Annotated in this window: 24 protein-coding genes and 2 tRNA genes; 13 read left to right on the top strand and 13 right to left on the bottom strand. The window is 60.0% G+C overall.

The window, feature by feature from the left end:
* Positions 1-103 precede the first annotated feature (103 nt).
* Complete coding sequence (locus Q6A47_RS00580) at positions 104-343, top strand: hypothetical protein (RefSeq protein WP_029612312.1); 240 nt, start codon at positions 104-106, stop codon at positions 341-343.
* A 15-nt stretch (positions 344-358) separates the two neighbouring features.
* The gene (locus Q6A47_RS00575; protein WP_029612310.1) at positions 359-1,111 is read left to right on the top strand and encodes a TerC family protein; all 753 of its coding nucleotides are present in this window, start codon (positions 359-361) and stop codon (positions 1,109-1,111) included.
* Between the two features lie 42 nt (positions 1,112-1,153).
* Here the strand turns inward: Q6A47_RS00575 and Q6A47_RS00570 are convergent, their stop codons facing one another.
* Entirely contained in the window at positions 1,154-1,333 is a 180-nt protein-coding gene (locus Q6A47_RS00570; RefSeq protein WP_304482546.1) for a hypothetical protein, read from the bottom strand.
* 160 nt (positions 1,334-1,493) lie between these two features.
* Between Q6A47_RS00570 and Q6A47_RS00565 the strand changes: the two genes are divergently transcribed.
* On the top strand, positions 1,494-2,237 hold the full coding sequence (locus Q6A47_RS00565) for a peptidase C39 family protein (RefSeq protein ID WP_304482544.1): 744 nt from the start codon (positions 1,494-1,496) through the stop codon (positions 2,235-2,237).
* A 67-nt stretch (positions 2,238-2,304) separates the two neighbouring features.
* Here Q6A47_RS00565 and Q6A47_RS00560 read toward each other — a convergent pair whose 3' ends face one another.
* On the bottom strand, positions 2,305-3,588 hold the full coding sequence (locus Q6A47_RS00560; RefSeq protein WP_029612308.1) for an NAD(P)/FAD-dependent oxidoreductase: 1,284 nt from the start codon (positions 3,586-3,588) through the stop codon (positions 2,305-2,307).
* A gap of 200 nt (positions 3,589-3,788) precedes the next feature.
* Between Q6A47_RS00560 and Q6A47_RS00555 the strand changes: the two genes are divergently transcribed.
* The 4 genes from Q6A47_RS00555 to Q6A47_RS00540 all read left to right on the top strand — a co-directional run bounded on the left by Q6A47_RS00555 (position 3,789) and on the right by Q6A47_RS00540 (position 5,474).
* Positions 3,789-3,865: transfer RNA gene (locus Q6A47_RS00555), tRNA-Val, on the top strand.
* Between the two features lie 136 nt (positions 3,866-4,001).
* Positions 4,002-4,078: transfer RNA gene (locus tag Q6A47_RS00550), tRNA-Val, on the top strand.
* Between the two features lie 161 nt (positions 4,079-4,239).
* A complete protein-coding gene (locus Q6A47_RS00545) occupies positions 4,240-4,809 on the top strand; it encodes an SPOR domain-containing protein (protein WP_039578458.1) in 570 nt (189 codons plus the stop codon).
* A gap of 239 nt (positions 4,810-5,048) precedes the next feature.
* The gene (locus Q6A47_RS00540) at positions 5,049-5,474 is read left to right on the top strand and encodes a GTP pyrophosphokinase (RefSeq protein WP_039578456.1); all 426 of its coding nucleotides are present in this window, start codon (positions 5,049-5,051) and stop codon (positions 5,472-5,474) included.
* Positions 5,475-5,512: 38 nt separating this feature from the next.
* On the opposite strand, the gene Q6A47_RS00535 is transcribed toward Q6A47_RS00540, so the two are convergent.
* The 8 genes from Q6A47_RS00535 to cspD all read right to left on the bottom strand — a co-directional run bounded on the left by Q6A47_RS00535 (position 5,513) and on the right by cspD (position 14,020).
* Positions 5,513-5,947 (bottom strand): GNAT family N-acetyltransferase, encoded by a 435-nt coding sequence (locus tag Q6A47_RS00535; protein WP_039578453.1) that lies wholly within the window; start codon positions 5,945-5,947, stop codon positions 5,513-5,515.
* Positions 5,940-7,106, bottom strand: coding sequence for a ribosomal protein uL16 3-hydroxylase (locus tag Q6A47_RS00530; protein WP_304482541.1), 1,167 nt, complete (start codon positions 7,104-7,106; stop codon positions 5,940-5,942). Before Q6A47_RS00530 ends, Q6A47_RS00535 begins: the two co-directional genes overlap by 8 nt.
* A gap of 81 nt (positions 7,107-7,187) precedes the next feature.
* The gene (purB, locus tag Q6A47_RS00525) at positions 7,188-8,558 is read right to left on the bottom strand and encodes an adenylosuccinate lyase (protein WP_304482540.1); all 1,371 of its coding nucleotides are present in this window, start codon (positions 8,556-8,558) and stop codon (positions 7,188-7,190) included.
* A gap of 197 nt (positions 8,559-8,755) precedes the next feature.
* Positions 8,756-9,382: a high frequency lysogenization protein HflD gene (hflD, locus tag Q6A47_RS00520; protein ID WP_116888497.1), complete on the bottom strand. Its 627-nt coding sequence runs from the start codon at positions 9,380-9,382 to the stop codon at positions 8,756-8,758.
* Positions 9,379-10,503: a tRNA 2-thiouridine(34) synthase MnmA gene (gene mnmA / locus Q6A47_RS00515; RefSeq protein ID WP_039578444.1), complete on the bottom strand. Its 1,125-nt coding sequence runs from the start codon at positions 10,501-10,503 to the stop codon at positions 9,379-9,381. Before mnmA ends, hflD begins: the two co-directional genes overlap by 4 nt.
* A gap of 58 nt (positions 10,504-10,561) precedes the next feature.
* The gene (locus Q6A47_RS00510) at positions 10,562-11,002 is read right to left on the bottom strand and encodes an NUDIX hydrolase (protein WP_029614437.1); all 441 of its coding nucleotides are present in this window, start codon (positions 11,000-11,002) and stop codon (positions 10,562-10,564) included.
* Positions 11,003-11,095: 93 nt separating this feature from the next.
* Complete coding sequence (locus Q6A47_RS00505; protein ID WP_116888496.1) at positions 11,096-13,321, bottom strand: NADP-dependent isocitrate dehydrogenase; 2,226 nt, start codon at positions 13,319-13,321, stop codon at positions 11,096-11,098.
* A 441-nt stretch (positions 13,322-13,762) separates the two neighbouring features.
* A complete protein-coding gene (gene cspD / locus Q6A47_RS00500) occupies positions 13,763-14,020 on the bottom strand; it encodes a cold shock domain-containing protein CspD (protein WP_029614441.1) in 258 nt (85 codons plus the stop codon).
* Positions 14,021-14,248: 228 nt separating this feature from the next.
* On the opposite strand from cspD, the gene clpS reads away from it, so the two are divergent.
* Positions 14,249-14,611, top strand: a complete 363-nt coding sequence (clpS, locus tag Q6A47_RS00495) for an ATP-dependent Clp protease adapter ClpS (RefSeq protein ID WP_029614442.1) — start codon at positions 14,249-14,251, stop codon at positions 14,609-14,611.
* 30 nt (positions 14,612-14,641) lie between these two features.
* On the top strand, positions 14,642-16,912 hold the full coding sequence (gene clpA, locus Q6A47_RS00490; RefSeq protein ID WP_039578436.1) for an ATP-dependent Clp protease ATP-binding subunit ClpA: 2,271 nt from the start codon (positions 14,642-14,644) through the stop codon (positions 16,910-16,912).
* A gap of 87 nt (positions 16,913-16,999) precedes the next feature.
* Here clpA and infA read toward each other — a convergent pair whose 3' ends face one another.
* The 3 genes from infA to aat all read right to left on the bottom strand — a co-directional run bounded on the left by infA (position 17,000) and on the right by aat (position 18,765).
* The gene (gene infA / locus Q6A47_RS00485; protein ID WP_029614443.1) at positions 17,000-17,218 is read right to left on the bottom strand and encodes a translation initiation factor IF-1; all 219 of its coding nucleotides are present in this window, start codon (positions 17,216-17,218) and stop codon (positions 17,000-17,002) included.
* Between the two features lie 103 nt (positions 17,219-17,321).
* Positions 17,322-18,029 (bottom strand): arginyltransferase, encoded by a 708-nt coding sequence (locus Q6A47_RS00480; protein WP_304482536.1) that lies wholly within the window; start codon positions 18,027-18,029, stop codon positions 17,322-17,324.
* Between the two features lie 55 nt (positions 18,030-18,084).
* Positions 18,085-18,765: a leucyl/phenylalanyl-tRNA--protein transferase gene (gene aat / locus Q6A47_RS00475; protein WP_039578431.1), complete on the bottom strand. Its 681-nt coding sequence runs from the start codon at positions 18,763-18,765 to the stop codon at positions 18,085-18,087.
* A gap of 373 nt (positions 18,766-19,138) precedes the next feature.
* Between aat and ftsK the strand changes: the two genes are divergently transcribed.
* From ftsK to crcB, 4 genes are all read left to right on the top strand, one after another.
* Positions 19,139-21,553: a DNA translocase FtsK gene (ftsK, locus tag Q6A47_RS00470; protein WP_080754738.1), complete on the top strand. Its 2,415-nt coding sequence runs from the start codon at positions 19,139-19,141 to the stop codon at positions 21,551-21,553.
* Between the two features lie 62 nt (positions 21,554-21,615).
* Positions 21,616-22,239 (top strand): outer membrane lipoprotein periplasmic chaperone LolA, encoded by a 624-nt coding sequence (lolA, locus tag Q6A47_RS00465; protein ID WP_304482535.1) that lies wholly within the window; start codon positions 21,616-21,618, stop codon positions 22,237-22,239.
* A gap of 11 nt (positions 22,240-22,250) precedes the next feature.
* Entirely contained in the window at positions 22,251-23,576 is a 1,326-nt protein-coding gene (locus Q6A47_RS00460; protein WP_029614446.1) for a replication-associated recombination protein A, read from the top strand.
* A complete protein-coding gene (crcB, locus tag Q6A47_RS00455) occupies positions 23,573-23,947 on the top strand; it encodes a fluoride efflux transporter CrcB (RefSeq protein WP_029614447.1) in 375 nt (124 codons plus the stop codon). The genes Q6A47_RS00460 and crcB overlap by 4 nt, the downstream gene beginning before the upstream one ends.
* Positions 23,948-23,958 lie beyond the last annotated feature (11 nt).

Genomic DNA, 23,958 nt, shown 5'->3' with positions numbered 1-23,958 from the left:
AGTATACCCGGTAAAAATACGAATTTTCCTGAAGTGTTGCCCTGCATAGAATGCCTGTCTATAGGCGCGGCTGCGTCGCGGGACATCGACAAGTGAGGACACCATGCTACAACTGAAATCCATTGGTACGCCTTTGGTACTGGCCTTGGTGCTGCTGGCTACGGCAGGCTGCGATCAGGCCGAACAGTCTGCGCAACGCGTGCTCGATCAGGCCGCGGAGTCGGCCAGACAGGCGATCGACAAAACGCACGAAACGGCTCAGCAAGCGCTGAACGACACCTTGGGTGGAAAACCGCCCAAGCCGGAAAACCATCAAGACAAGCACGATACCCAAGACATCTGAGCGAAGGGGCACTAAATGGAATACTTGTTGGAACTTGCCGCGAGCCCGACGGCTTGGGTGGCCTTGGCTACGCTGGTGGCAATGGAAATCGTGCTCGGCATCGATAACCTGATTTTCATTTCCATCCTCACCAATAAGCTGCCTGAGGCCTATCGCTCAAAAGCGCGGCGTATCGGTATCAGCATGGCGTTGATCATGCGCTTGGCGCTGTTGTCGACGGTGGCTTGGATCGTCCAGCTTACCGAGCCGGTTATCGAAGTGTTGGGTCACGCATTCTCCTGGAAAGACATGATCCTGATCGCAGGTGGCTTGTTCCTGTTATGGAAGGCGACTAAAGAGATTCACGAAAGTGTAGACCCACGCGGTGCGAAAGAAACCTCGAAGGGTGGCAATACCGTGACCCTGGGCTTCGCTGCCGCAATCGGTCAGATCCTATTGCTCGACATCGTCTTCTCGGTCGATAGCATCATTACAGCCGTGGGCATGACCGAGCACCTGCCGATTATGATCATCGCCGTAATCAGCGCGGTGATCGTGATGTTGGTCGCTGCCGATCCTCTGGCCAAGTTCATCAACGACAACCCCACGGTCGTGATGCTGGCCCTGGGTTTCCTGATCATGATCGGTATGACCCTGATTGCCGAAGGTTTCGGTGCCCACGTACCCAAGGGCTACGTGTACGCGGCGATGGCGTTCTCGACCGCCATCGAGGTGCTTAACATCATGGTGAGACGCGCGCGCATTCGGCGTGAGCAGATGGACGCCTGAGTAGGAAACAGGGGGCTGGCGACAGCCCCTTTTCCTGTCAGATCAATGTGCCCCCGCATGCCGTCGTGCGCGGCCAGGCGATTGTGGCTTGGGCAAATTGGCGGTTGGGTTGTGGTATGGACGGGCATGGCGACGTGCGATGCGCAGTACCCCCCATAGCATGGCCGCTGCCACGCTTAGCCACATTGCGATCAACGTGATAATTGCCATTGTCAGGCTCATGGACGTGCCTCCTTCTCTCGGGCCAGCTTTCGGCTCGACCCTCCAGACACTTCCTTAGTGTAGCGCTGCGCGCATGACGTTCCATTGACCTTAGGCCTAGCCGTCAGGGGGATTTGGCTTCACGCCCGCCGCGGGCTGTACCCGAACCCCCCAGGCGCCTATGATCAGCCTCCAGTGCCTGGCACTGTCAGCCTGGCGTCGATACAAGCGAGTGTTCATGTCGCACGATTTTCTCAAGTCCTTGAGCGGTGGTCGGTATAGGTGGCTGGTGGCCTTGCTGTTGACCGCGAATCTCATCGGTTGCGCTTCGACTGCGCCAGCCGCGCTCGACCGACTGCCCCAGCGCGTAGAGATCAGCAGCGTGCCGTTCTATCGCGGTAACGCCAATTACAGCAGCGCCATGGCCTTGGCCGCCTTGCTGTCGCAACAAGGCGCGCCCATCACCCCGGGTCTGCTGGACAGTGCGCTGGGCATGCCAGAGCGTGCGGCGTCATTGGAAGCCGCGATTGCGCGAGTAGCGCGCGAATATGGAAGGGTGGTGTATCCGCTGGACAAGCGTCTGGATGCCTTGTTGACTCAGGTGGCTGCGGGCAATCCCGTGCTGCTGCGCTACCACGATGGATCCGCGCTGTTTGGGGAGCCGCGCTATGCCGTGCTGATCGGCTACGACCGTTACAAGCAACGTGTGCTGTTGCGTTCAGGCATGAGCCGGCGCCATCTGCTGGATTTCGATACTTTCGAAAGTGCCTGGGTCAAGGAGGGCGCTTGGGCAGTGTTGGTTCAGTCGCCCAGCCGGTTGCCTGCTGAAGTTGCCCGCCAGCGTTGGGTGAAGGCTGCCGATGAGCTGGCCCGAGAAGGCCAGGAGATTGCCGCTAAACAGGCGCTGCGTAGTCTGGGACAGTAGCGCTGGGTGATGTTCAAGCCTGGAGGAAGGGCCGAGCTCCGGCCCTCACTTTCTAGAATCGCGCCGCTCAGAACCCCAGGCGGTCGCGCAGGCTGTAATACCAGGCACCCAGGGCACTGAATGGGACGCGCAGTAGTTGGCCGCCAGGGAACGGATAGTGCGGCAGATCGGCAAAGGCGTCGAAGCGTTCTGCCTGGCCGCGAAGCGCCTCGGCCAGCACCTTGCCGGCCAGATGGGTGTAGGTTACGCCGTGACCTGAACAACCTTGGGAGTAGTAGATGTTGTCGCCAATACGGCCCACCTGCGGCAGGCGCGACAGCGTCAGCAGGAAGTTGCCGGTCCAGGCGTAATCGATTTTTACGTCCTTGAGCTGTGGGAACGCCTTGAGCATCTTTGGACGGATAATCGCTTCGATGTTTGCAGGATCTCGCGCGCCATACACCACGCCACCGCCGAAGATCAGCCGCTTGTCGCCGGTCAGGCGGTAGTAGTCGAGCAGGTAGTTGCAGTCTTCGACGCAGTAATCCTGCGGCAGCAAGGTGCGGGCCAGTTCTTCGCTCAAAGGCTCGGTGGTGATTACCTGGGTGCCGCAGGGCATGGACTTGGCTGCCAGCTCCGGTACCAAATTACCCAGGTACGCATTGCCTGCGACGATAATGAACTTGGCGCGTACCTTGCCTTGTGGCGTGTGTACCTGGGGATTGCTGCCGCGCTCGATGCGTACTGCCGGGCTCTGTTCATAGATGACGCCGCCCAGTGATTCGACTGCAGCCGCCTCGCCCAAGGCCAAGTTCAGCGGATGGATGTGGCCGCCGCTCATGTCCAGCATGCCGCCGACGTAGTTGTCGCAGGCCACCACTTCGCGGATGCGTCGTTGATCCATCAACTCCAGTTGATTGTGACCGAAGCGCTCCCACAAGCGTTTCTGCGATTCGAGATGGCCCATCTGTTTGCTGGTCAGCGCGGCAAATACACCGCCATCTTTCAGGTCGCACTGGATGTTGTACTTGGCGACTCGCTCACGGATGATGCGACCCCCTTCGAAAGCCATCTGGCCAAGCAACTGCGCCTGCTGTGGGCCAACGGTGCGCTCAATGACATCGATGTCGCGGCTGTAGCTGTTGACGATCTGGCCACCGTTGCGACCCGACGCGCCGAAACCGACTTTAGCGGCTTCGAGCACCGTGACCTTGAAGCCGCTTTCCAGCAGGAACAGGGCGCTGGAGAGACCGGTGTAGCCGGCGCCGATGATGCACACATCGGTTTCCACCTCACCCTGCAGCGCCGGACGTGGCGGCACCGGGTTGGCCGAGGCGGCGTAGTAAGACTGAGGGTAGGGGGTGTGAGCCATGGTGAAAACCTCGTGTTTTATATTTTTAACGCATGGAGCGATGCTATCAATAATAATAAACACCCGCTAGTCACCTGTTGAAAATCCTTCACACCCTGGAATGCCATCTGCGCGGGGCAAATATTTTAATAATCAGTAGGTTAGCGCGAAAAAAACAGTTGACAGCAATTTTATGATGCGTAGAATGCGCCCTCATCGACAGGCACATAGCTCAGTTGGTTAGAGCACCACCTTGACATGGTGGGGGTCGTTGGTTCGAGTCCAATTGTGCCTACCAAATCGACGAAAGGGGCGATCCGCAAGGGTCGCCCCTTTTGCATGTTGCTGATTCTCGAAGTCGCAAAGTTTTTGATTTTTTTGAAGAAAACGCTTTACAGGTGCGTTGGTGAGCTCTAATATGCGCACCACACGACAGGCACATAGCTCAGTTGGTTAGAGCACCACCTTGACATGGTGGGGGTCGTTGGTTCGAGTCCAATTGTGCCTACCAAATCGACGAAAAGGGCGATCCGAAAGGATCGCCCTTTTCGTTTTCCGTGTTTTCCCGCGTCTCCCTCCCAAGATCAAGGTTGTGGGGTGCGACAGCGCGAGCGTCGGTCTCTCACTGCCAGCATGATAGAATCCTGCCCCTTCGACTCAGGAGATAGATGCGTGCGCAAGCTGACGGTGGTGATGGCGATAATAGCCCTGGCGGGCTGCGAGAACGAGGTCGAGGGTGTTCACAAGCAGGTCGCAGAGCATCTGCACAACCCCAAGAGCGCCAAGTTCGCCAACGTGCGGATCGACACTCAAGGCTCGATCTGTGGTCAGGTGCGCGGCAAGGACGACGCGGGTCAGTATGAGCCCTATCGCAGTTACGTCGCGATCAAGCATGACGGTCAATACGAGATACTGGTGGATGATAGCGGCAACAACCTGCGCATTCGCGAGGTCTGCGGCGGTGCCGACTTGCAGCGCCGCGCGGATGCATTAGCGGGTGAGCCGGCGCCGGAAGGCTGGGACGTTGAGGTTGTGCAAGGACCTAACATGGGAGCGCTCACCGACATGACCGCACGACTTTTGGAAAAGGGTATTCCCTCGCGCGTCGACTATCGAGAGGGCAAGCCGGTGGTGCTGATGGGGCCGTTCCCCTCCAGGGATGAGGCCGATGCGCGCAAGGCCGATGTCATGGCTCGGCTTGGTACGGACTCGATCGTAATTCAGCATGGTGCTCAGCGCTGATTCGTCCGCCGGCCTGTGGTTGCTGGCTGGCGGGTAATCTGGGTTGGGCAATCTTTCCTTTGTGCAAAACTAATCGAGCCCGTTGCCGGTCCAACGTGACAATGAACCGGCGCCGCAGCGCTGGCGCGGCCAGGGTATTGATGTCCAAGGACATTTGCCGGGCTATGCTGAGCAGACACGGCGCCAGACGAAGCGTTGGCGTCATGCGGTTCGGCTATGTGAGCGTTGAAGGAGGGGGCATGTCTAGCCTGGAGCGAGCAATTTTACTGGCGACCCGAGCTCATGCTGGGCAGTTGGACAAGGGTGGTGCGGACTATATCCTGCATCCGCTCAGGGTCATGGCGCGGGTGTCGACCCCTGAGCAGCGAATTGTCGCCGTGCTTCACGATGTGCTCGAAGATACCTCGGTGACTTTGTCCGATTTGGCGCGTGAAGGCTTTCCTCTCAAGATACTAGCCGCGCTTCTCGCGCTGAGCCGGCGCGAGAATGAGCGCTATGAGGACTTCGTGGTGCGGCTGGGAAGCGACCCATTGGCCCGTGAAGTCAAGCTGGCAGACCTTGCAGACAACAGTGACCTTTCTCGCCTGGTTTGTCCGGGGCCGGTCGATATGGCGCGTCTTAGTCGCTACCGCGAGGCCAGTGCCTATTTGCAGGCGCTGGCCTGATTGAGCGCCAGCCTGGCCAGTATCGGCCAGGCTGGCGCTCAAGCGATCTCGCTTGAGTCGCGCACCATATCCACATGCGGAATGCCCGCCTCCAGAAACTCCTCGCTGATCACTTTGAAGCCCAGGCGCTCATAGAACGCGGTCGCATGAACTTGCGCACTGAGCATCTGTTGCTTCAGGTTGCGTTTTTGCGCTTCATTGATCACCGCCTTCATGAGGGCGTCGCCGACCTTCAATCCTCGCCAATCCTTGAGTACCGATACCCTGCCGATGGTGCCGTCTGGCAGCAGGCGCGCAGTGCCTATCGAGTAGTCGCCCTCCATGGCCAGAAAATGCACGGCACCTGGGTCTTCGGCGTCAAACTCCAACTCAGGCGGCACGTGCTGTTCGGCCACGAACACCGCGTTGCGGATGCGTTGGATGTCGGCATTGTCCTTATGCCAGTCGGCGAGACGAACGCGGATTTTATTCATCGGCAAATCCCAGGCTTCCTTGTTGAATCAGCTGGCATACCAGCGTGATGCCTTCTTCCTCTTCCAGCCACTCTGCAAGGTTTTCACTGTGCAGGGCATCGGCGGAACAAATCAGTTGCAAGAGTGCGCGTAGGTGGCCTGAGAGCAGACGGCTCTGGCCGCTGGCAAACAGCAGCAGATTGTCATCGACTTCCGACCACGCCAGGCGAGCGCTAGGGTTGCGAATCAGTATGGCGCCACGTTCAAGGCTGTCGAGTAGATCCTGTTCGGTGAGCGTTTCGCCTGCGACTTGTTCGGGATAGCGGGGTTCAGTCATGAACTGGCCGAACCACGTCAGCAGCAGGCGCTCGTCGCCCATGTGCTCGGCCAGCAGGGCTTTCAGGCGATCCAGCGCGTCGTGCTGAATCTGATGGGGATCGCTGACAGGCTGAGCGTCGGCGTCGCTGTAGCGTTCCTCGTCAGGCAGGAACTGGCTGAGGAAGTCGGTGAAGTGGGTGAGCACCTCGGCGGCACTGGGCGCACGGAAGCCGACCGAGTAGGTCAGGCAGTCGTCGACAGCTACACCGTAGTGGGCCAGACGTGGCGGCAGATAGAGCATGTCGCCCGGCGCCAGCGTCCACTCGTCGCTCTGCTCGAAGTCGGCCAGGATGCGCAGGTCGGCGTGTTCGATCAGTGCGCTGTCGCTGTCGCACATCTGGCCGATCTTCCAGTTGCGTTTGCCGTGACCTTGAAGCAGGAACACGTCGTAGTTGTCAAAGTGAGGGCCGACGCTGCCGCCGGGGGCGGCAAAGCTGATCATCACGTCGTCGATGCGCCAGCTTGGCAGGAAGCGGAAATGCTCCAGCAGCTCGGCGACTTCTGGGACGAACTGGTCCACTGCCTGGACCAGCAGCGTCCAGTCACGCTCGGGCAGGGTAGCGAAGATATCTTCCTCGAACGGCCCGCGACGCATTTCCCAGGGGCGCTCGCCATGCTCCAACACCAAGCGCGATTCCACTTCCTCTTCCAGTGCCAGGCCGGCCAATTCGTCGGGATCGATAGGGCTTTCGAAGTCGGTGAATGCCTGGCGTACCAGCAGAGGCTTTTTCTGCCAGTAATCGCGCAGGAATTCACGGGCTGTGAGGCCGCCAAGCAACTGCAGTGGAGTATCAGGATTCATGCTCAACCTATTGAAAATAAGAAATTTTAATCCGGGAATAAAAACGCCCGGCGAGGCCGGGCGTGGTCCGCAGGGCGCCGTTCAGATGCGTTTGGCCTGCGCAGCTGCGTTGCCGATGTAGCTGGCTGGCGTCAGCAGTTTGAGCTCGGCCTTGGCCTCAGCAGGCATATCCAGACCTTCGATGAAAGTCTGCAGCGCTTCTGGCGTGATGCCTTTGCCGCGGGTCAGTTCCTTGAGCTTCTCGTACGGGTTTTCGATGTTGAAGCGGCGCATGACGGTCTGGATCGGCTCGGCCAGCACTTCCCAGCAGGCGTCGAGGTCTGCGGCGATGCGGGCGGTGTTGATTTCCAGCTTGCCGATGCCCTTGAGACTGGCTTCATAGGCGATGACGCTGTGAGCAAAACCTACGCCCAGATTGCGCAGCACGGTGGAATCGGTCAGGTCACGCTGCCAGCGGGAGATTGGCAGCTTGCTGGCCAGGTGCTGGAACAGTGCGTTGGCGATGCCCAGGTTGCCTTCGGAGTTTTCGAAGTCGATCGGGTTGACCTTGTGCGGCATGGTCGAGGAGCCGATCTCGCCGGCGACCGTCTTCTGCTTGAAGTAGCCCAGCGAGATGTAACCCCAGACGTCGCGGTCGAAGTCGATGAGGATGGTGTTGAAGCGGGCGATGGCGTCGAACAGTTCGGCAATGTAGTCGTGCGGTTCGATCTGCGTCGTATAGGGATTGAACTGCAGGCCCAACTCGTCTTCGATGAAGGCGCGAGCGTTCTGCTCCCAGTCGATCTGCGAGTAGGCCGACAGGTGAGCGTTATAGTTGCCCACGGCGCCGTTGATCTTGCCCAGCAGCGGAACGGCGGCTACCTGGGCAATCTGGCGCTCCAGGCGATAGACCACGTTGGCCAGTTCCTTGCCCAGCGTGGTTGGCGAGGCGGGTTGGCCGTGGGTGCGCGAGAGCATGGGCACGTCGGCATGCTGATGGGCGAGGGCGCGGATGGCCTCGGCGATCTGGCGCATCAGCGGCAGCAGCACGTCGTCGCGACCGGCACGCAGCATCAGCGCGTGAGACAGGTTGTTGATGTCTTCACTGGTGCAGGCGAAGTGAATGAACTCGCTGACCTTTGCCAGTTCCGGCAATTGGGCTGCCTGCTCCTTGAGCAGGTACTCGATGGCCTTGACGTCGTGATTGGTGGTGCGCTCGATTTCCTTGACGCGCTCGGCATGCTCGAGCTTGAAATCGCTGGCCAGGCTGTCCAGCACGGCGTTGGCTTCAGCAGAAAACGCTGGCACTTCGCCAATTTGCGGGTGGGCGGCCAGACGCTGCAGCCAGCGCACTTCGACCAGGGCACGGAAACGGATCAGGCCGAATTCGCTGAAGATAGGGCGCAGGGCCTGGGTTTTGCCGGCATAACGGCCGTCTACAGGGGAAACCGCAGTGAGCGAAGAAAGCTGCATGGGGTGCTCTCGGACAGTCGGGCTTTTGGAGGGCGCATATCATACATGAAAATCGCGCCGGGGTCGGGTGGCTGACCAAAGGTGTGGTCATGAAAAGCGTGTCTCGGTCCAGCGCAGACAGTTCTAGTCGAACATGCAGCGGCAGATGCTGCATTGCCTACGAGGCCAGATCTGCCTGCGCAGCGGGGGTGAGCCTCTCAAGAAGGCGACCGCATCATGTCGTACAGCTCGTTGAGTAGCTTGCGGCGGCTAAAGACCAGTTGCCATCGGTGTCCACCCAGCTGCCGCCATAGGCGTGCGGCGCGGATGCCGGCCAACAGCAACGCACGAATCTTCGAGGCGTTGCTGGCCTGTTGCAGGAAACGCATGTCGCCGTGCACTTGGATGCGCTGACGCAGGGTGCTCAGCGTGTCTTGGTACAGCGCGCCGCTAGAGGCGATGACGTTCTCGTGGACGAGTCCGAAGTGATCTGCTTGCGCCTGGATCTGCGGTAGTCGATTGCCGATGGTCTCCAGCAAGTCATCACGCTTACCCAGCTGACGCTCCAGGCCCAGCATCGATAGCGCATAGCGCAGTGGTTCGCGTTGCAGGCTGCTGGGGTCGCGTTCGAGGGCGCCGACCAGAGCACGATAGCCCTCACGTAAGTTGAGGTCGTCGCCACCGAACACCTCCAGGGTGTTTTGGGGGGCGCGCACCAGCAGGCTGCCCAGCAGACAGCCGATATCCGCTTCACTGGACTGCCCGGTTCGGGCGATTCGGTCGACCATGACGGCTGCCTGGAACACGCCACCAAGGGCGATCAACTGCTCCTGCAGGTCGCTCATTCGCGCGGGCTCCAAGGCTCGGCAGTTTCGATCACGCCGCCGCCCAGGCAGATCTCGCCGTCGTAAAACACCACCGACTGTCCAGGCGTCACAGCGCGTTGCGGCTCGTCGAATACGGCGCGGTAGCCCTCGGCGGTGCGCTCCAGGGTGCAGGCCTGGTCGCCCTGGCGATAACGGACCTTGGCGCCGAGGCGCCGCGGGCGGGTCAAATCCACCGGGTTGACCCAGTAGATTTCCGAAGCCAGCAGGGCTCGGGAGAACAGCCAGGGATGCTCGTTGCCCTGGCCAACCACCAGTACATTGCGCGAGAGGTCTTTATCGAGCACATACCACGGCTCATCGCCTGCGTCTTTCAGACCGCCGATACCCAGCCCCTGACGCTGACCGATGGTGTGGTACATCAAACCGTGGTGCTGGCCGATGACTTCACCGTCGGTGGTTTGAATCTCACCAGGCTGGGCCGGTAGGTACTGCTTGAGGAAGTCACTGAAGCGGCGCTCGCCGATGAAGCAGATGCCCGTAGAGTCCTTCTTCTTCGCGGTGGCCAGGCCGTGTTTCTCGGCAATGGCACGTACCTCGGGCTTCTCCAGTTCGCCAACGGGAAATAGTGTGCGGGCAATCTCCTTGCCGCCGACGGCATGCAGGAAATAGCTCTGGTCCTTGTTCGGATCCAGTCCCTTCAGCAGTTCGGTGAGGGCGCCGGTGTCACGCCGACGCACGTAATGGCCCGTAGCAATCAAGTCAGCGCCCAGGGACAGTGCGTAGTCGAGGAACGCCTTGAACTTGATTTCGCGGTTGCACAGGATGTCTGGATTGGGTGTGCGACCGGCCTTGTATTCTTCCAGGAAGTGCTCGAACACGTTATCCCAGTACTCGGCGGCGAAATTGGCCGTGTGCAGCGTAATGCCGATGCGGTCACAGACCGCCTGGGCGTCTGCCAGGTCCTCGCGTGCAGTGCAATATTCGGTGCCGTCGTCCTCTTCCCAGTTCTTCATGAACAGACCTTCCACCTGATAGCCCTGCTCCATGAGCAGGAGGGCGGAGACGGATGAGTCGACGCCGCCGGACATGCCGACGATGACGCGGGTCCTGGAGGGGTCTTTGGGTGCTGGACTGGTCATGGCTACCGATGTGTATCAAGGGGAAAAACGCCGATTCTATCAGGCCAGGGCCTGCGCGTCAGTCGCGCAGCAGTGCGAGGCTGTGCAGCGGGCCTGCCAGGTAGTCGTCCAGGCAGCGCGGCACCAGCTCGCTGCGCCAGCGCTCGGAATCGGCTAGCAACTGGGCGCGGGTCAGCCACAGTGCGCGTGTGATATCGCTGTCCAATGCACGTTCGCGGTGATGATGCACGGGGCGGGCCGCGAAGCAGATGCGTTGATAGGTCACACCGTTGCTGGGAGCGGTATACAGATAGATGCCGACGACGCCAGTCAGCTCGACTTCCCAGGCCGTTTCTTCGAGGGTTTCGCGCAACGCGGCTTGGGCGAGCGTCTCATTGGCTTCGAGATGGCCAGCGGGTTGGTTGAGCACGTGCTTGCCAGCCTTGAGCTCTTCGACGAAGAGGAATGTGCCTTCCTGCTCGACAATGGTGGCGACGGTGATGTGAGGTTGCCAGGCCATGTTCCGGGCTCCTGTTGGGGGTGAAATCGTTTGTCCAGAAAGCACAAACCCCGGTTCTAAGCCCGGGGTTTGTGGTGTTACCTCAACCGTTTATTACAGCGCAGCGATGGCGTTGTTCAAGGTCTGGCTTGGGCGCATGACCTTGGCGGTCAGTTCGGCATCTGGCGCATAGTAGCCGCCGATGTCGACCGGCTTGCCCTGGACGGCGTTGAGCTCAGCGACGATGGTCGCCTCGTTCTCTGCCAGTGTCTTGGCCAGCGGTGCGAAGCGCGCTTGCAGTGCGGCGTCGTCGGTTTGAGCTGCCAGCGCCTCGGCCCAGTAGAGGGTCAGGTAGAAGTGGCTGCCACGGTTATCGATACCGCCCACCTTGCGCGAAGGGGACTTATTGGTGTCGAGGAACTTGCCGGTGGCCTGGTCAAGGGTTTTGGCCAGAACCTTGGCGCGCGGATTGTCGTAGGTGTTGCCCAGGTGTTCGAGCGAGGCTGCCAAAGCAAGGAATTCACCCAGCGAGTCCCAGCGCAGGAAGTTCTCTTCCACCAATTGCTGTACGTGCTTGGGTGCCGAGCCGCCGGCGCCGGTCTCGAACAGGCCACCGCCGCTCATCAGCGGGACGATCGACAGCATCTTGGCGCTGGTGCCCAGTTCCATGATCGGGAACAGGTCGGTCAGGTAGTCGCGCAGCACGTTACCGGTGACCGAAATGGTGTCCTTGCCTTCGCGAATGCGTGCGAGGGAGAACTTGATGGCGTCGACCGGTGCCAGGATACGGATATCCAGGCCGCTGGTATCGTGATCCTTCAGGTACTTCTGCACCTTCTCGATCATCACGCCATCGTGAGCGCGTGCCGGGTCCAGCCAGAACACGGCCGGGGTATCGCTCAGGCGGGCGCGGTTGACGGCCAGCTTGACCCAGTCCTGGATCGGAGCGTCTTTGGTCTGGCACATGCGGAAGATGTCGCCGGCCTCGACGTTCTGCTCCAGCAGAACTTTGCCTTTTCCGTCAACCACACGCACGACGCCGTCGGCTTGGGCTTGGAAGGTCTTGTCGTGGGAGCCGTACTCTTCGGCCTTCTGCGCCATCAGGCCGACGTTTGGCACGCTGCCCATGGTGGTCGGATCGAAGGCGCCGTGCTGCTTGCAATCCTCGATGGTGGCCTGATAGATGCCAGCGTAGCAGCGGTCAGGAATGACAGCTTTGGCATCCTGCAACTCGCCGGCGGTATTCCACATCTTGCCCGAGTCACGAATCATCGCCGGCATCGAAGCGTCGACGATGACGTCGCTCGGTACGTGCAGGTTGGTGATGCCCTTGTCGGAGTTGACCATGGCCAGGGCCGGGCGAACGGCATACAGGGCCTGGATGTCGGCCTCGATCTCGGCTTGCTTCTCGGCAGGCAGGTCTTTGATGCGGGCATACAGGTCGCCGATGCCGTTATTGGCGTTGAAGCCTACTTGGGCCAGGGCGTCGGCATGCTTGCTCAGCACATCGTTATAGAACTCTTCGACGATCACGCCGAACATGATCGGGTCGGAGACCTTCATCATGGTGGCCTTGAGGTGAACCGACAACAGCACGCCAGAGGCCTTGGCGTCGGCGATCTGCTCGGCGATGAAGGTCTTGAGCGCCTTGCGGCTCAGGGTAGCGCAGTCGATGACTTCGGCGGCTTTGACAGCGGTTTTTTCCTTGAGGACGGTGATCTTGCCGTCCTTGCCGACCAGTTCGATGCGCACGTTGTCATCGGCTTCGATCTGCGCCGCTTTCTCGCTGCCATAAAAGTCGCCCTGGCTCATGTGAGCGACGTGCGACTTGGAGTCGGCCGCCCAGGCGCCCATCTTGTGCGGATGCTTGCGCGCATAGTTCTTCACCGACAGCGGGGCGCGGCGGTCGGAGTTGCCTTCACGCAGCACCGGATTCACAGCGCTGCCCTTGATCCGGTCGTAGCGCGCGCGCGACTCTTTCTCTTCGGCAGTGGTCGGCTCATCGGCGTAGTCAGGAATGTTGAAGCCTTTGGCCTGGAGCTCTTTGATCGCCGCCTTGAGCTGCGGAACCGATGCGGAGATGTTCGGCAGCTTGATGATGTTGGCTTCAGGGGTGGTGGCCAGCTGACCCAGTTCCGCCAGATGATCGCCTACCTGCTTCTCTGCGCCCAGTTGCTCGGGGAACGACGCGAGGATACGGCCAGCCAGGGAAATATCGCGGGTTTCGACGGCGATGTCAGCCGAAGCGGTGAAGGCTTCGATGATCGGCAGCAGCGAGTAGGTGGCGAGGGCGGGGGCTTCGTCGGTGAAGGTATAGATGATCTTGGAACGGGTGGGCATGCGGGTTAACTCTCTGTGTGCTGAGCGTACTCGAGTCTCGAGGTGCGCAGGGTAGGCGCTTCGCCCTGGCGGTGCCTTGAGCGGATGGTCGAGAGGCTGCGAGCGGTGATGGTGGATGCATCAGTCGAGCGTCAAGTGCTGGGTGCGGTAACAGCCCAGGCTTACTGGCCTTACCTGGCCGAGGGCGAGCCGCCTATTCCAAGGGTTCGCCCCGATGACCCGGTGGTCAGGGACGGAGTATATCAAACCCTTCGGTCGATTCAGCAAGGCGAAGCGCTATCGACGCCTTTATAAGACCAAAGATGTACGGGCAATGTGACGAGATGCCGCAGGTGGCGATTAATCGTCGTGATACACAAGGTTATTTTGTGTAACAAAAAAAGCCGGTCATGCCTCGTTTAGCGCAGGCAGCCGGCCTTCTTCGAGGTGCGGTGAACGCGGTCAGGCCCTGGCGGTCTCGCTCTGCCGGTTGGCATCGGTTACGGTGGTATCGGCTTTGGCGCCAGCGATGTTGACAGCATGGAGGCCTTTGGGGCCTTGCACGACGTCGAATGTCACTGCCTGGCCAGCCTTCAATGTCCGGTAGCCATCCATCTGAATCGCGGAGTAGTGGGCGAACAGGTCGTCCGTCTTGCCGTCTTCATTGATGAATCCATAGCCCTTGGCATTGTTGAACCACTTGACTTTACCGCTTGCCATCCCTATGTCCTCTGCAAAGGACTCCATCACTGGAGTATCATCCACGTCATCCGCATACGAACCATGCGAAAAAATCTGGTTGACTGCGCGGATCTTTATACACCACGGTGGGCTCATATTGGTTGTAACACCGTTTTGCCGATAGTCAAGGTCATGCGGCAGCCGCGCCGGCGGTGACTGTGCGGTCGACCCACAACCCTAACCTGTCGATATGATGAAATTCTTTCCATGCATGCACTCAGGCAGATTCGACTAACATTCAATCAGGATCGCCCGAAGTCCGATGAGGACGATGGGGCAGGTCTGGCGGTCCAAGAAGCCAAGCCAATCCTTCAGGCTCCACCGATGTACAAGGTGGTTTTGTTCAACGATGACTACACACCGATGGATTTCGTCGTCGAAGTGCTCGAAACGTTCTTCAGTCTGAACCGCGAGCTGGCGACCAAGATCATGCTGACTGTCCACACCGAAGGGCGGGCAGTGTGCGGATTGTTTACCCGCGACATTGCCGAAACCAAGGCCATGCAGGTCAATCAATACGCAAGAGAAAGCCAGCATCCGCTACTCTGTGAAATCGAGAAGGACGGTTAATCGCCGACCACTTGGGTATGAGGTGAAGCTATGTTAAACCGCGAGCTCGAAGTCACCCTCAATCTTGCCTTCAAGGAGGCACGTTCGAAGCGTCATGAATTCATGACCGTCGAACACCTGCTGTTGGCGCTCCTTGACAACGAGGCGGCTGCGACCGTTCTGCGCGCCTGTGGCGCCAATCTCGACAAGCTCAAGCATGATCTGCAGGAGTTCATCGATTCCACTACCCCTCTGATCCCGGTGCATGACGAAGACCGCGAGACACAGCCAACGTTGGGTTTCCAACGCGTGCTGCAGCGCGCTGTTTTCCATGTGCAAAGCTCCGGCAAGCGTGAGGTGACCGGCGCCAACGTGTTGGTCGCGATCTTCAGTGAGCAGGAGAGCCAGGCGGTGTTCCTGCTCAAGCAGCAGAGCGTGGCCCGGATCGATGTGGTCAACTACATCGCGCACGGCATCTCCAAGGTGCCGGGCCATGGTCCGAATACTGAAGGCGATCAGGACATGCAGGACGAGGACGGCGCAGAAGCGTCCTCGTCGAGCAATCCGCTGGATGCCTATGCCAGCAATCTCAATGAGCTGGCCCGTGCCGGTCGCATCGACCCCCTGGTCGGGCGCGAGCAGGAAGTCGAGCGGGTTGCGCAGATCCTCGCGCGTCGGCGCAAGAACAATCCACTGCTGGTGGGTGAAGCCGGTGTCGGCAAGACGGCCATCGCAGAAGGGTTGGCCAAGCGTATCGTCGATGGCCAGGTGCCTGACCTGCTGGCGCAAAGCGTAGTGTATTCGCTGGATCTCGGCGCGCTGTTGGCCGGCACCAAGTACCGGGGCGACTTCGAGAAGCGTTTCAAGGCATTGCTTGGTGAGCTGCGCAAGCGCCCTCAAGCCATCCTGTTCATTGATGAAATCCATACCATCATCGGTGCTGGTGCGGCATCCGGTGGGGTGATGGATGCCTCCAACCTGCTCAAGCCGCTGCTGTCTTCGGGTGATATCCGCTGCATTGGCTCCACGACTTTCCAAGAGTTCCGTGGCATTTTCGAGAAAGATCGAGCGCTGGCGCGGCGCTTCCAGAAAGTCGACGTCAGCGAGCCCTCCGTGGAGGACACCGTTGGCATTCTGCGTGGGTTGAAAGGTCGCTTCGAGAGTCATCATCACATCGAATACAGCGATGAGGCGCTTCGCGCGGCTGCCGAGTTGGCTGCGCGCTACATCAATGATCGGCACATGCCGGACAAGGCCATCGATGTGATCGACGAAGCCGGTGCCTACCAGCGCCTGCAGCCGGAGGCCAACCGGGTCAAGCGTATCGACGTGCCGCAGGTGGAGGACATCGTGGCCAAGATCGCGCGTATCCCGCCAAAGCATGTCACCAGCTCCGACAAGGAACTGCTGCGCAACCTTGAGCGTGATCTGAAGCTCACCGTGTTCGGTCAGGATGCGGCAATCGATTCACTGTCGACTGCGATCAAGCTGTCGCGAGCAGGCCTGAAGGCACCTGACAAGCCCGTGGGCTCCTTCCTGTTCGCAGGCCCTACGGGGGTCGGCAAGACCGAAGCTGCTAGGCAGTTGGCCAAGGCACTGGGTGTCGAGTTGGTGCGCTTCGACATGTCGGAGTACATGGAGCGGCACACTGTATCGCGCTTGATCGGCGCGCCTCCTGGTTACGTTGGATTCGACCAGGGTGGGCTGCTGACCGAAGCCATCACCAAACAACCGCACTGCGTGTTGCTGCTCGATGAAATCGAGAAAGCTCACCCGGAGGTCTTCAACCTGCTGCTGCAGGTCATGGACCATGGCACCCTGACCGACAACAATGGGCGCAAGGCGGACTTCCGTAACGTCATTCTGATCATGACGACAAATGCCGGGGCGGAAACTGCGTCGCGGGCTTCGATTGGCTTCACCCATCAAGATCACGCGTCGGACGCGATGGAGGTCATTCGCAAGAGCTTCACGCCGGAGTTCCGCAACCGTCTGGATACCATCATTCAGTTCGGTCGCTTGAGCCACGAAACGATCAAGAGCATCGTCGACAAGTTCCTTATCGAGCTTCAAGCTCAACTGGAAGACAAACGCGTGCTGCTCGAGGTCAGTGACGAGGCGCGCGGTTGGCTGGCAAGCAAGGGGTATGACGTGCAGATGGGGGCTCGACCTATGGCGCGGCTCATTCAGGACAAGATCAAGCGGCCTTTGGCTGAAGAGATCCTGTTCGGCGAGTTGTCCGAGCATGGCGGCGTGGTGCATGTGGAACTGCGCGATGGCGAGCTGGTGTTCGACTTCGAGACTGCGGCCGAAGTGGCTTGAGCAAAGGGGCCGCTGTGCGGCCCTGGCGCTTTGGTAGGCTGCACAAAAAAGCCCGGCGCATTGGCCGGGCTTTTTTGTGGCTGAAGCTTAGCGCGCGCGGTAGGTGATGCGGCCCTTGCTCAGGTCGTAAGGCGTCAGTTCGACGCGGACCTTGTCGCCAGTGAGGATGCGGATGTAGTTCTTGCGCATTTTTCCGGAAATGTGCGCGGTGACAACGTGGCCGTTTTCCAGCTCCACGCGAAACATGGTGTTTGGAAGGGTGTCGACGACACTGCCTTCCATTTCGAAGCTGTCTTCTTTCGACATGCAGTAAAACCCTCGGTGTCCAGAGATGGCCCGACGCGCAGCTGCACCGGGCAAAAAAAGTGGCGTGGATTATGCCCGAAAAATGTATTTCAAGCCAATGCTTTCAGTTGAGGCTGACCCAGCGCTGGTTAATCAGTAGCTCGATGGGGCGGTATTGGATCTTGTAGTTCATCTTCTGACAATTCTTGATCCAGTAGCCAAGATAGACCGCCTCCAGATCCTGGCGTAGCGTTTCAGCGATCTGCCAGAGGATGGCAAAGCGGCCCAAGCTACGGCGCTCTTCATCTGGATCGTAGAAGGTATACACCGCCGATAGGCCATTGGGCAGCAGGTCACATACCGCCACTGCAAGCAGGCGACCATGCAGGCGAAATTCGTAGAACCAACTGAAGGGCAGGTCGCGTACCAGAAACGTGGAGAACTGGTCGCGACTGGGCGGGTACATGTCGCCGTCAGCGTGGCGCGTTTCGATGTAGCGGCGATACAGATCGAAATATTCTTCTTTGAAAGCCGGTCGCGCGGGGCTGACCACAAGGTCCTCATTGCGCTTGAGAATGCGTCGCTGCTGGCGGTTGGGCACGAAGCGTGCTGCGGGGATGCGTGCCGGTACGCAGGCAGAGCAGCTCTGGCAGTGAGGTCGGTAGAGATGATCGCCGCTGCGGCGAAAGCCCATTTCCGACAGGTCGGCATACACATTTACGTCCATGGGCTGGCTGGGGTCCAGGAACAGGGTCGTCGCCTGCTCATCGGGCAGGTAGCTGCAGGAGTGGGGTTGAGTGGCATAGAACTTCAATCGCGCCAGCTCTGTCATGATAGCCCCCTGGGCAAGACGTTGCTCTAAGTGTATGCCAGCTCTGGGCGGTCGCCTAGCGCGCCCAGGCTGCGTCGCAGGAGTGGTCGAGATGGCATGACAGATAGTCGGCGAACGCCTTCCGGCTGATAGCGCGCGCGCCGAGGCTATGCAGGTGATCGGTGGGCATCTGGCAGTCGATCAACACAAAGCCAGCTTCGCGCAGACGTTCAACCAGCGTCACGAAACCGACCTTGGAGGCATTGTCGGCGCGGCTGAACATGGATTCGCCGAAGAACAGGCGGCCCATGGCCAGGCCGTATAGGCCGCCAACCAGTTCGCCGGCCTGGCGTACCTCGACCGAATGAGCGATACCGCGGTGGTGCAACTCGCGGTATGCCGCCTGCATGCTGTCGGTGATCCAGGTGCCGTCGGCGTAATCACGGGGTGCGGCGCACGCAGCGATTACACTGGCGAAATCGGTGTCGAAGCTGACTTGGTAGCGGCCCTGACGCATCAGCTTGGCCAGCGACCGGGACACGTGAAGTTCGTCCGGTAACAGCACGGTGCGAGGATCGGGCGACCACCACAGAATCGGCTGTCCGTCCTGATACCAAGGGAAGCAGCCGTGGCGGTAGGCCTGAATCAGGCGCTCGGGTGTGAGATCGCCTCCCGCGGCGAGTAAGCCGTTGGGCTCGTTGAGGGCTTTATTGAGGGGTGGGAAGTTCAGCGAGTCGCGGGTCAGCCAGGTGAGCATGGTGATTCGGCGGTAGGGGAGGGGAGTGGCGAGCATGGCGGCAGGCGTCGTCGAGGTCAATGTCTGGGCTGTTGCAGCATGCTGGGCTGCAGGAGTGGCGCGGCTCGTCGAGCTGTTTCACCGCTAGCCGATGGGCATCTGGCACCATCGCCGACATTTGCTGTCATACCTGTGCAAAAATACAGCATAAGCCTTTGTCACAGAACAAAATGCATGCTCAAATTGCACCCATGGAAATCGGCCCCCCGTCCATGCGCCACGCGGCGTGCCGCCATGGCGGCAGGCGGGCAGTAATGTTAAAAGTAGTGGTTCGTCGGCCATTCACCGGCCCGATCACTATTTAACGCGCATCAAGCGCAGGAATAGACGCGTTTTGAAGAAATCCACCGCATCCCCGACTCCGTTGCCAGTGCCGCTATGGCGCCAGCAGTTGCATTATCGCCTCAAGGAAGGCGCGCTGATTGCCGTCGGTGCGCTGTGCCTGTACCTGTGGATGGCACTGCTGACCTACGACACATCCGACCCAAGCTTTACCCACACCAGCAATGTCGATCAGGTTCAGAACGCTGCTGGCCGCGCCGGCGCGTTCTTCGCCGACATCCTGTTCATGGTGCTTGGCTACTTTGCCTATATCTTTCCTTTGCTGCTGGCGATCAAGACCTGGCAGATCTTCCGTGAACGTCACCAGCCCTGGCAATGGAGTGGGTGGCTGTTCTCCTGGCGCCTGATCGGCTTGGTATTTCTCGTGCTGTCGGGCGCAGCGCTGGCGCACATTCATTTCCATCCGCCCGCCAGTATTCCATTTTCGGCTGGCGGTGCGCTGGGCGAGAGCCTTGGGGAACTGGCGCGCAACCTGCTGAACGTGCAGGGCAGCACCTTGATGTTCATCGCGTTGTTCCTGTTCGGCCTGACAGTGTTCACCGACTTGTCCTGGTTCAAGGTCATGGACCTGACCGGCAAGATCACCCTTGATCTGTTCGAGCTGGTCCAAGGCGCCGCGTCGCGCTGGTGGGCCGCGCGCAACGAACGCAAGCGGCTGGTGGCGCAGTTGCGCGAGGTCGATGAGCAGGTCGAGGACGTTGTCGCGCCCGTGGTTGTCGACAAGCGCGAGCAGATCAAGGCGCGCGAACGCATCATCGAACGTGACGAATCCTTGAGCAAGCATGTGGCACAACGCGAGCAGCAGCCCGCACCGGTGATCAACCTGCCGGCACCGGTCAAGGCACCCGAGCCCAGCAAGCGGGTCATGAAAGAAAAACAGGCGCCGCTGTTCGTCGATAGCGCCGTGGAAGGAACGCTCCCATCGATCTCGATTCTCGATCCTGCCGAACAGAAAAAGATCGAGTATTCGCCCGAGTCCCTGGCTGGAGTGGGGCATCTGCTGGAGATCAAGCTCAAGGAGTTCGGGGTCGACGTTTCCGTAGACTCGATCCACCCGGGGCCGGTGATCACTCGCTACGAAATCCAGCCAGCTGCCGGGGTCAAGGTCAGCCGCATCGCCAACCTTGCGAAGGACCTCGCGCGCTCGCTGGCAGTGACCAGCGTGCGGGTGGTGGAGGTCATTCCCGGAAAGACTACCGTCGGTATCGAAATTCCCAACGAAAATCGTCAGATGGTGCGTTTCTCCGAGGTGTTGTCCACGCCTCAGTATGACGAGCAGAAGTCGCCCGTCACGCTGGCGCTGGGCCATGACATCGGCGGCAAGCCGGTCATCACGGACTTGGCCAAGATGCCGCATTTGCTGGTGGCGGGTACCACCGGTTCGGGTAAGTCGGTGGGTGTCAACGCGATGATCCTGTCGATCCTGTTCAAGTCGAGCCCGGAAGATGCGCGGCTGATCATGATCGACCCGAAAATGCTCGAGCTGTCGATTTACGAAGGCATTCCGCACTTGTTGTGCCCGGTCGTCACCGACATGAAGGACGCCGCCAACGCTCTGCGTTGGAGCGTCGCCGAGATGGAGCGCCGCTACAAGCTGATGGCTGCGATGGGCGTACGTAACCTGGCCGGCTTCAACCGCAAGGTCAAAGACGCCCAGGACGCCGGTGAGGTCATCCACGATCCGCTGTACCGCCGTGAAAGCATGGAGGACGAACCACCGGCGCTGAAAACCCTGCCGACTATCGTGGTGGTGGTCGACGAATTTGCCGACATGATGATGATCGTCGGCAAAAAGGTCGAAGAGCTGATTGCCCGTATCGCCCAGAAGGCGCGTGCAGCCGGCATTCATTTGATTCTCGCTACACAGCGTCCGTCGGTCGATGTGATCACTGGCCTGATCAAGGCCAACATTCCTACGCGTATGGCGTTCCAGGTGTCGAGCAAGATCGACTCGCGGACTATCATCGACCAGGGCGGCGCCGAACAACTGCTCGGCCATGGCGACATGCTCTACATGCCGCCGGGTACCAGTCTGCCCATCCGCGTTCACGGTGCATTCGTTTCCGACGACGAGGTTCACCGCGTTGTAGAGGCCTGGAAGTTGCGCGGTGCCCCTGATTACAACGACGATATCCTCAACGGCGTCGAGGAAGCCGGTAGCGGTTTCGAGGGCGGCGGTGGAGGTGGCGATGGCGACGACTCGGAAACCGACGCGCTCTATGACGAAGCTGTGCAGTTCGTGCTGGAAAGTCGCCGGGCGTCCATTTCGGCAGTACAGCGCAAGCTCAAGATCGGCTACAACCGTGCCGCGCGGATGATCGAGGCGATGGAGATGGCCGGCGTGGTCACTCCAATGAACAGCAACGGCTCGCGGGAAGTGATAGCTCCGGGCGGCCCGCGCGATTGATGATTGTCTTGCCGGGTGCGAAACATCGTGTCCGGCCTATCCACTGCTCAATGAGGACTCCCATGCGCGCAATTCGCATGCTGTTGGTTTCTGCCCTGACCCTGGGCCCGCTCACCGCTTACGCCGGTGAGCAAGACGTACAGCGCCTGACCCAGTTGCTGGAAAAATCCCAGACCATCGAGGCCAATTTTTCCCAACTGACCCTAGATGCCAGCGGCACGAGTCTGCAGGAGACTAAAGGGAAGATGACGGTCAAACGTCCTGGCCTGTTCTACTGGCATACGGATGCTCCACAAGAGCAAGTCGTGGTTTCCGATGGTCAGAAAGTTACCCTGTGGGACCCGGATCTGGAGCAGGCCACGGTGAAGAAGCTTGATGTGCGCCTGAGCCAGACGCCGGCGTTACTGTTGTCCGGTGATGTGTCCAAGATCAGCCAGAGTTTCGATATCGTTTCCAAGGAGCAGGGCGAGGTCATGGATTTCACCCTCAAGCCCAAGACCAAGGACACGTTGTTCGACTCCTTGCGTATTTCTTTCCGCAAGGGGCTGATCAATGACATGCAACTGATCGACAGCGTCGGCCAGCGCACCAATATTCTGTTCAATGGGGTCAGGGCCAACCAGGAGATCCCGGCGAGCACGTTCCAGTTCAAGATCCCGGACGGCGCTGACGTCATCCAGGAGTAACGCGAGGCACCATGGACCTGTTTCGAAGCGAGCCTGTCGCCCAGCCGCTGGCAGCCCGATTGCGTCCGTCCAACCTGGACGAGTACGTGGGCCAGGAGCACCTGCTGGCGCGCGGCAAGCCGCTGCGCGAGGCACTGGAGCAGGGTGCTCTGCATTCGATGATCTTCTGGGGGCCGCCTGGGGTCGGCAAGACCACCTTGGCGCGGCTGCTGGCGCAGTTTTGCGACGCGCATTTCGAAACCGTGTCGGCTGTGCTGGCCGGGGTCAAGGAGATTCGTCAGGCCGTGGAAGTGGCCAAGCAGCAAGCCGGTCAGTATGGTCGACGCACAATTCTATTCGTCGATGAAGTGCACCGCTTCAACAAGTCCCAGCAGGACGCTTTCTTGCCCTATGTGGAAGACGGCACCCTGCTGTTCATCGGCGCCACCACCGAGAACCCCTCCTTCGAGTTGAACAACGCCTTGCTGTCGCGGGCGCGTGTCTATGTACTCAAGAGTCTGGACGAAGCCGCTCTGCGCAAACTGGTCGATCGCGCCCTGAGTGAAGAGCGTGGATTGGGCAAGCGCAATCTACGAGTCGGAGATGAAGCCTTCGCCATGCTCATGGCCGCTGCCGACGGTGACGGTCGGCGCATGCTCAACTTCCTGGAAAATGCCTCGGACCTTGCCGAAGACGGCAGCGAGATCGATGTGCAGATGCTGCAGAGTCTGCTCGGTGATAGTCGACGGCGCTTCGACAAGGGTGGCGAGGCGTTCTATGACCAGATATCGGCACTGCACAAGTCGGTTCGCGGTTCCAATCCTGACGGCGCGCTGTATTGGTTCGCGCGGATGCTCGATGGCGGTTGCGATCCGCTGTACATCGCCCGTCGTGTGGTGCGCATGGCCAGCGAGGACATCGGTAATGCCGATCCACGTGCACTGAGCCTGTGTCTGGCGGCCTGGGACGTACAGGAGCGGCTAGGCAGCCCCGAGGGTGAGTTGGCGGTGGCCCAGGCCATTACCTACCTGGCGTGTGCGCCCAAGAGCAATGCCGTGTACATGGGTTTCAAGACGGCGCTGCGGGAGGCTTCCGAGCACGGTTCGCTGGAGGTTCCGTTACATTTGCGTAACGCACCGACCAAGCTGATGAAGCAGTTGGGCTATGGCGATGAATACCGCTATGCCCACGATGAGCCGGATGCCTATGCGGCAGGTGAGGACTACTTCCCCGATGCCTTGGCGCCGCGGCCCTATTACCAGCCGGTGCCGCGCGGCCTGGAACTGAAGATCGGCGAAAAGCTGCGCCACTTGGCCGAACTGGATCGCAACAGTCCACGGCAACGGAGAAAAACGTGATTGCACTCGTCGTATCGGTCAGCGCTGCGGGCATTGTCGGCACTTTGCTGCGCTTCGCTGCAGGTAACTGGGTCAATGCCCACTGGCCACGGCACTTCTATCTCGCTACGCTTGCGGTCAATCTGGTGGGCTGCCTGATCATCGGCGTGCTCTACGGCGTGTTCCTCAACAAGCCGGGCGTGCCTATCGAGGTACGGGCTGGACTGATCGTCGGCTTCGTCGGTGGCCTGACCACCTTTTCGTCCTTTTCACTGGACACCGTGCGCCTGCTCGAAAGCGGACAGGCGCCGCTGGCATTCGGCTACGCCGCCGCCAGTGTACTGGGCGGCCTGCTCGCGACCTGGGCTGGCCTCGCTCTGACCCGAATCTGAACCAACACCTT

The sequence above is a fragment of the Pseudomonas boreofloridensis genome (assembly GCF_030580795.1).
GTDB classification, from domain to species: Bacteria; Pseudomonadota; Gammaproteobacteria; order Pseudomonadales; family Pseudomonadaceae; genus Aquipseudomonas; species Aquipseudomonas boreofloridensis.
Note: the sequence above shows the minus strand (reverse complement) of the source record. Positions and strands in the feature narration are given on the sequence as shown.

Excerpts from the sequence above, each read along its gene's own strand:
- clpS (WP_029614442.1), top strand. The coding sequence starts at position 14,249 with ATGCATGCACTCAGGCAGATTCGACTAACATTCAATCAGGATCGCCCG.
- Q6A47_RS00570 (WP_304482546.1), bottom strand. The coding sequence starts at position 1,333 with ATGAGCCTGACAATGGCAATTATCACGTTGATCGCAATGTGGCTAAGC.
- infA (WP_029614443.1), bottom strand. The coding sequence starts at position 17,218 with ATGTCGAAAGAAGACAGCTTCGAAATGGAAGGCAGTGTCGTCGACACC.
- Q6A47_RS00540 (WP_039578456.1), top strand. The coding sequence starts at position 5,049 with ATGTCTAGCCTGGAGCGAGCAATTTTACTGGCGACCCGAGCTCATGCT.
- Q6A47_RS00565 (WP_304482544.1), top strand. The coding sequence starts at position 1,494 with ATGATCAGCCTCCAGTGCCTGGCACTGTCAGCCTGGCGTCGATACAAG.
- lolA (WP_304482535.1), top strand. The coding sequence starts at position 21,616 with ATGCGCGCAATTCGCATGCTGTTGGTTTCTGCCCTGACCCTGGGCCCG.
- Q6A47_RS00480 (WP_304482536.1), bottom strand. The coding sequence starts at position 18,029 with ATGACAGAGCTGGCGCGATTGAAGTTCTATGCCACTCAACCCCACTCC.
- Q6A47_RS00460 (WP_029614446.1), top strand. The coding sequence starts at position 22,251 with ATGGACCTGTTTCGAAGCGAGCCTGTCGCCCAGCCGCTGGCAGCCCGA.
- hflD (WP_116888497.1), bottom strand. The coding sequence starts at position 9,382 with ATGAGCGACCTGCAGGAGCAGTTGATCGCCCTTGGTGGCGTGTTCCAG.
- aat (WP_039578431.1), bottom strand. The coding sequence starts at position 18,765 with ATGCTCACCTGGCTGACCCGCGACTCGCTGAACTTCCCACCCCTCAAT.
- Q6A47_RS00535 (WP_039578453.1), bottom strand. The coding sequence starts at position 5,947 with ATGAATAAAATCCGCGTTCGTCTCGCCGACTGGCATAAGGACAATGCC.
- Q6A47_RS00505 (WP_116888496.1), bottom strand. The coding sequence starts at position 13,321 with ATGCCCACCCGTTCCAAGATCATCTATACCTTCACCGACGAAGCCCCC.
- clpA (WP_039578436.1), top strand. The coding sequence starts at position 14,642 with ATGTTAAACCGCGAGCTCGAAGTCACCCTCAATCTTGCCTTCAAGGAG.
- Q6A47_RS00530 (WP_304482541.1), bottom strand. The coding sequence starts at position 7,106 with ATGAATCCTGATACTCCACTGCAGTTGCTTGGCGGCCTCACAGCCCGT.
- Q6A47_RS00575 (WP_029612310.1), top strand. The coding sequence starts at position 359 with ATGGAATACTTGTTGGAACTTGCCGCGAGCCCGACGGCTTGGGTGGCC.
- Q6A47_RS00560 (WP_029612308.1), bottom strand. The coding sequence starts at position 3,588 with ATGGCTCACACCCCCTACCCTCAGTCTTACTACGCCGCCTCGGCCAAC.
- mnmA (WP_039578444.1), bottom strand. The coding sequence starts at position 10,503 with ATGACCAGTCCAGCACCCAAAGACCCCTCCAGGACCCGCGTCATCGTC.
- Q6A47_RS00580 (WP_029612312.1), top strand. The coding sequence starts at position 104 with ATGCTACAACTGAAATCCATTGGTACGCCTTTGGTACTGGCCTTGGTG.
- Q6A47_RS00510 (WP_029614437.1), bottom strand. The coding sequence starts at position 11,002 with ATGGCCTGGCAACCTCACATCACCGTCGCCACCATTGTCGAGCAGGAA.
- cspD (WP_029614441.1), bottom strand. The coding sequence starts at position 14,020 with ATGGCAAGCGGTAAAGTCAAGTGGTTCAACAATGCCAAGGGCTATGGA.
- purB (WP_304482540.1), bottom strand. The coding sequence starts at position 8,558 with ATGCAGCTTTCTTCGCTCACTGCGGTTTCCCCTGTAGACGGCCGTTAT.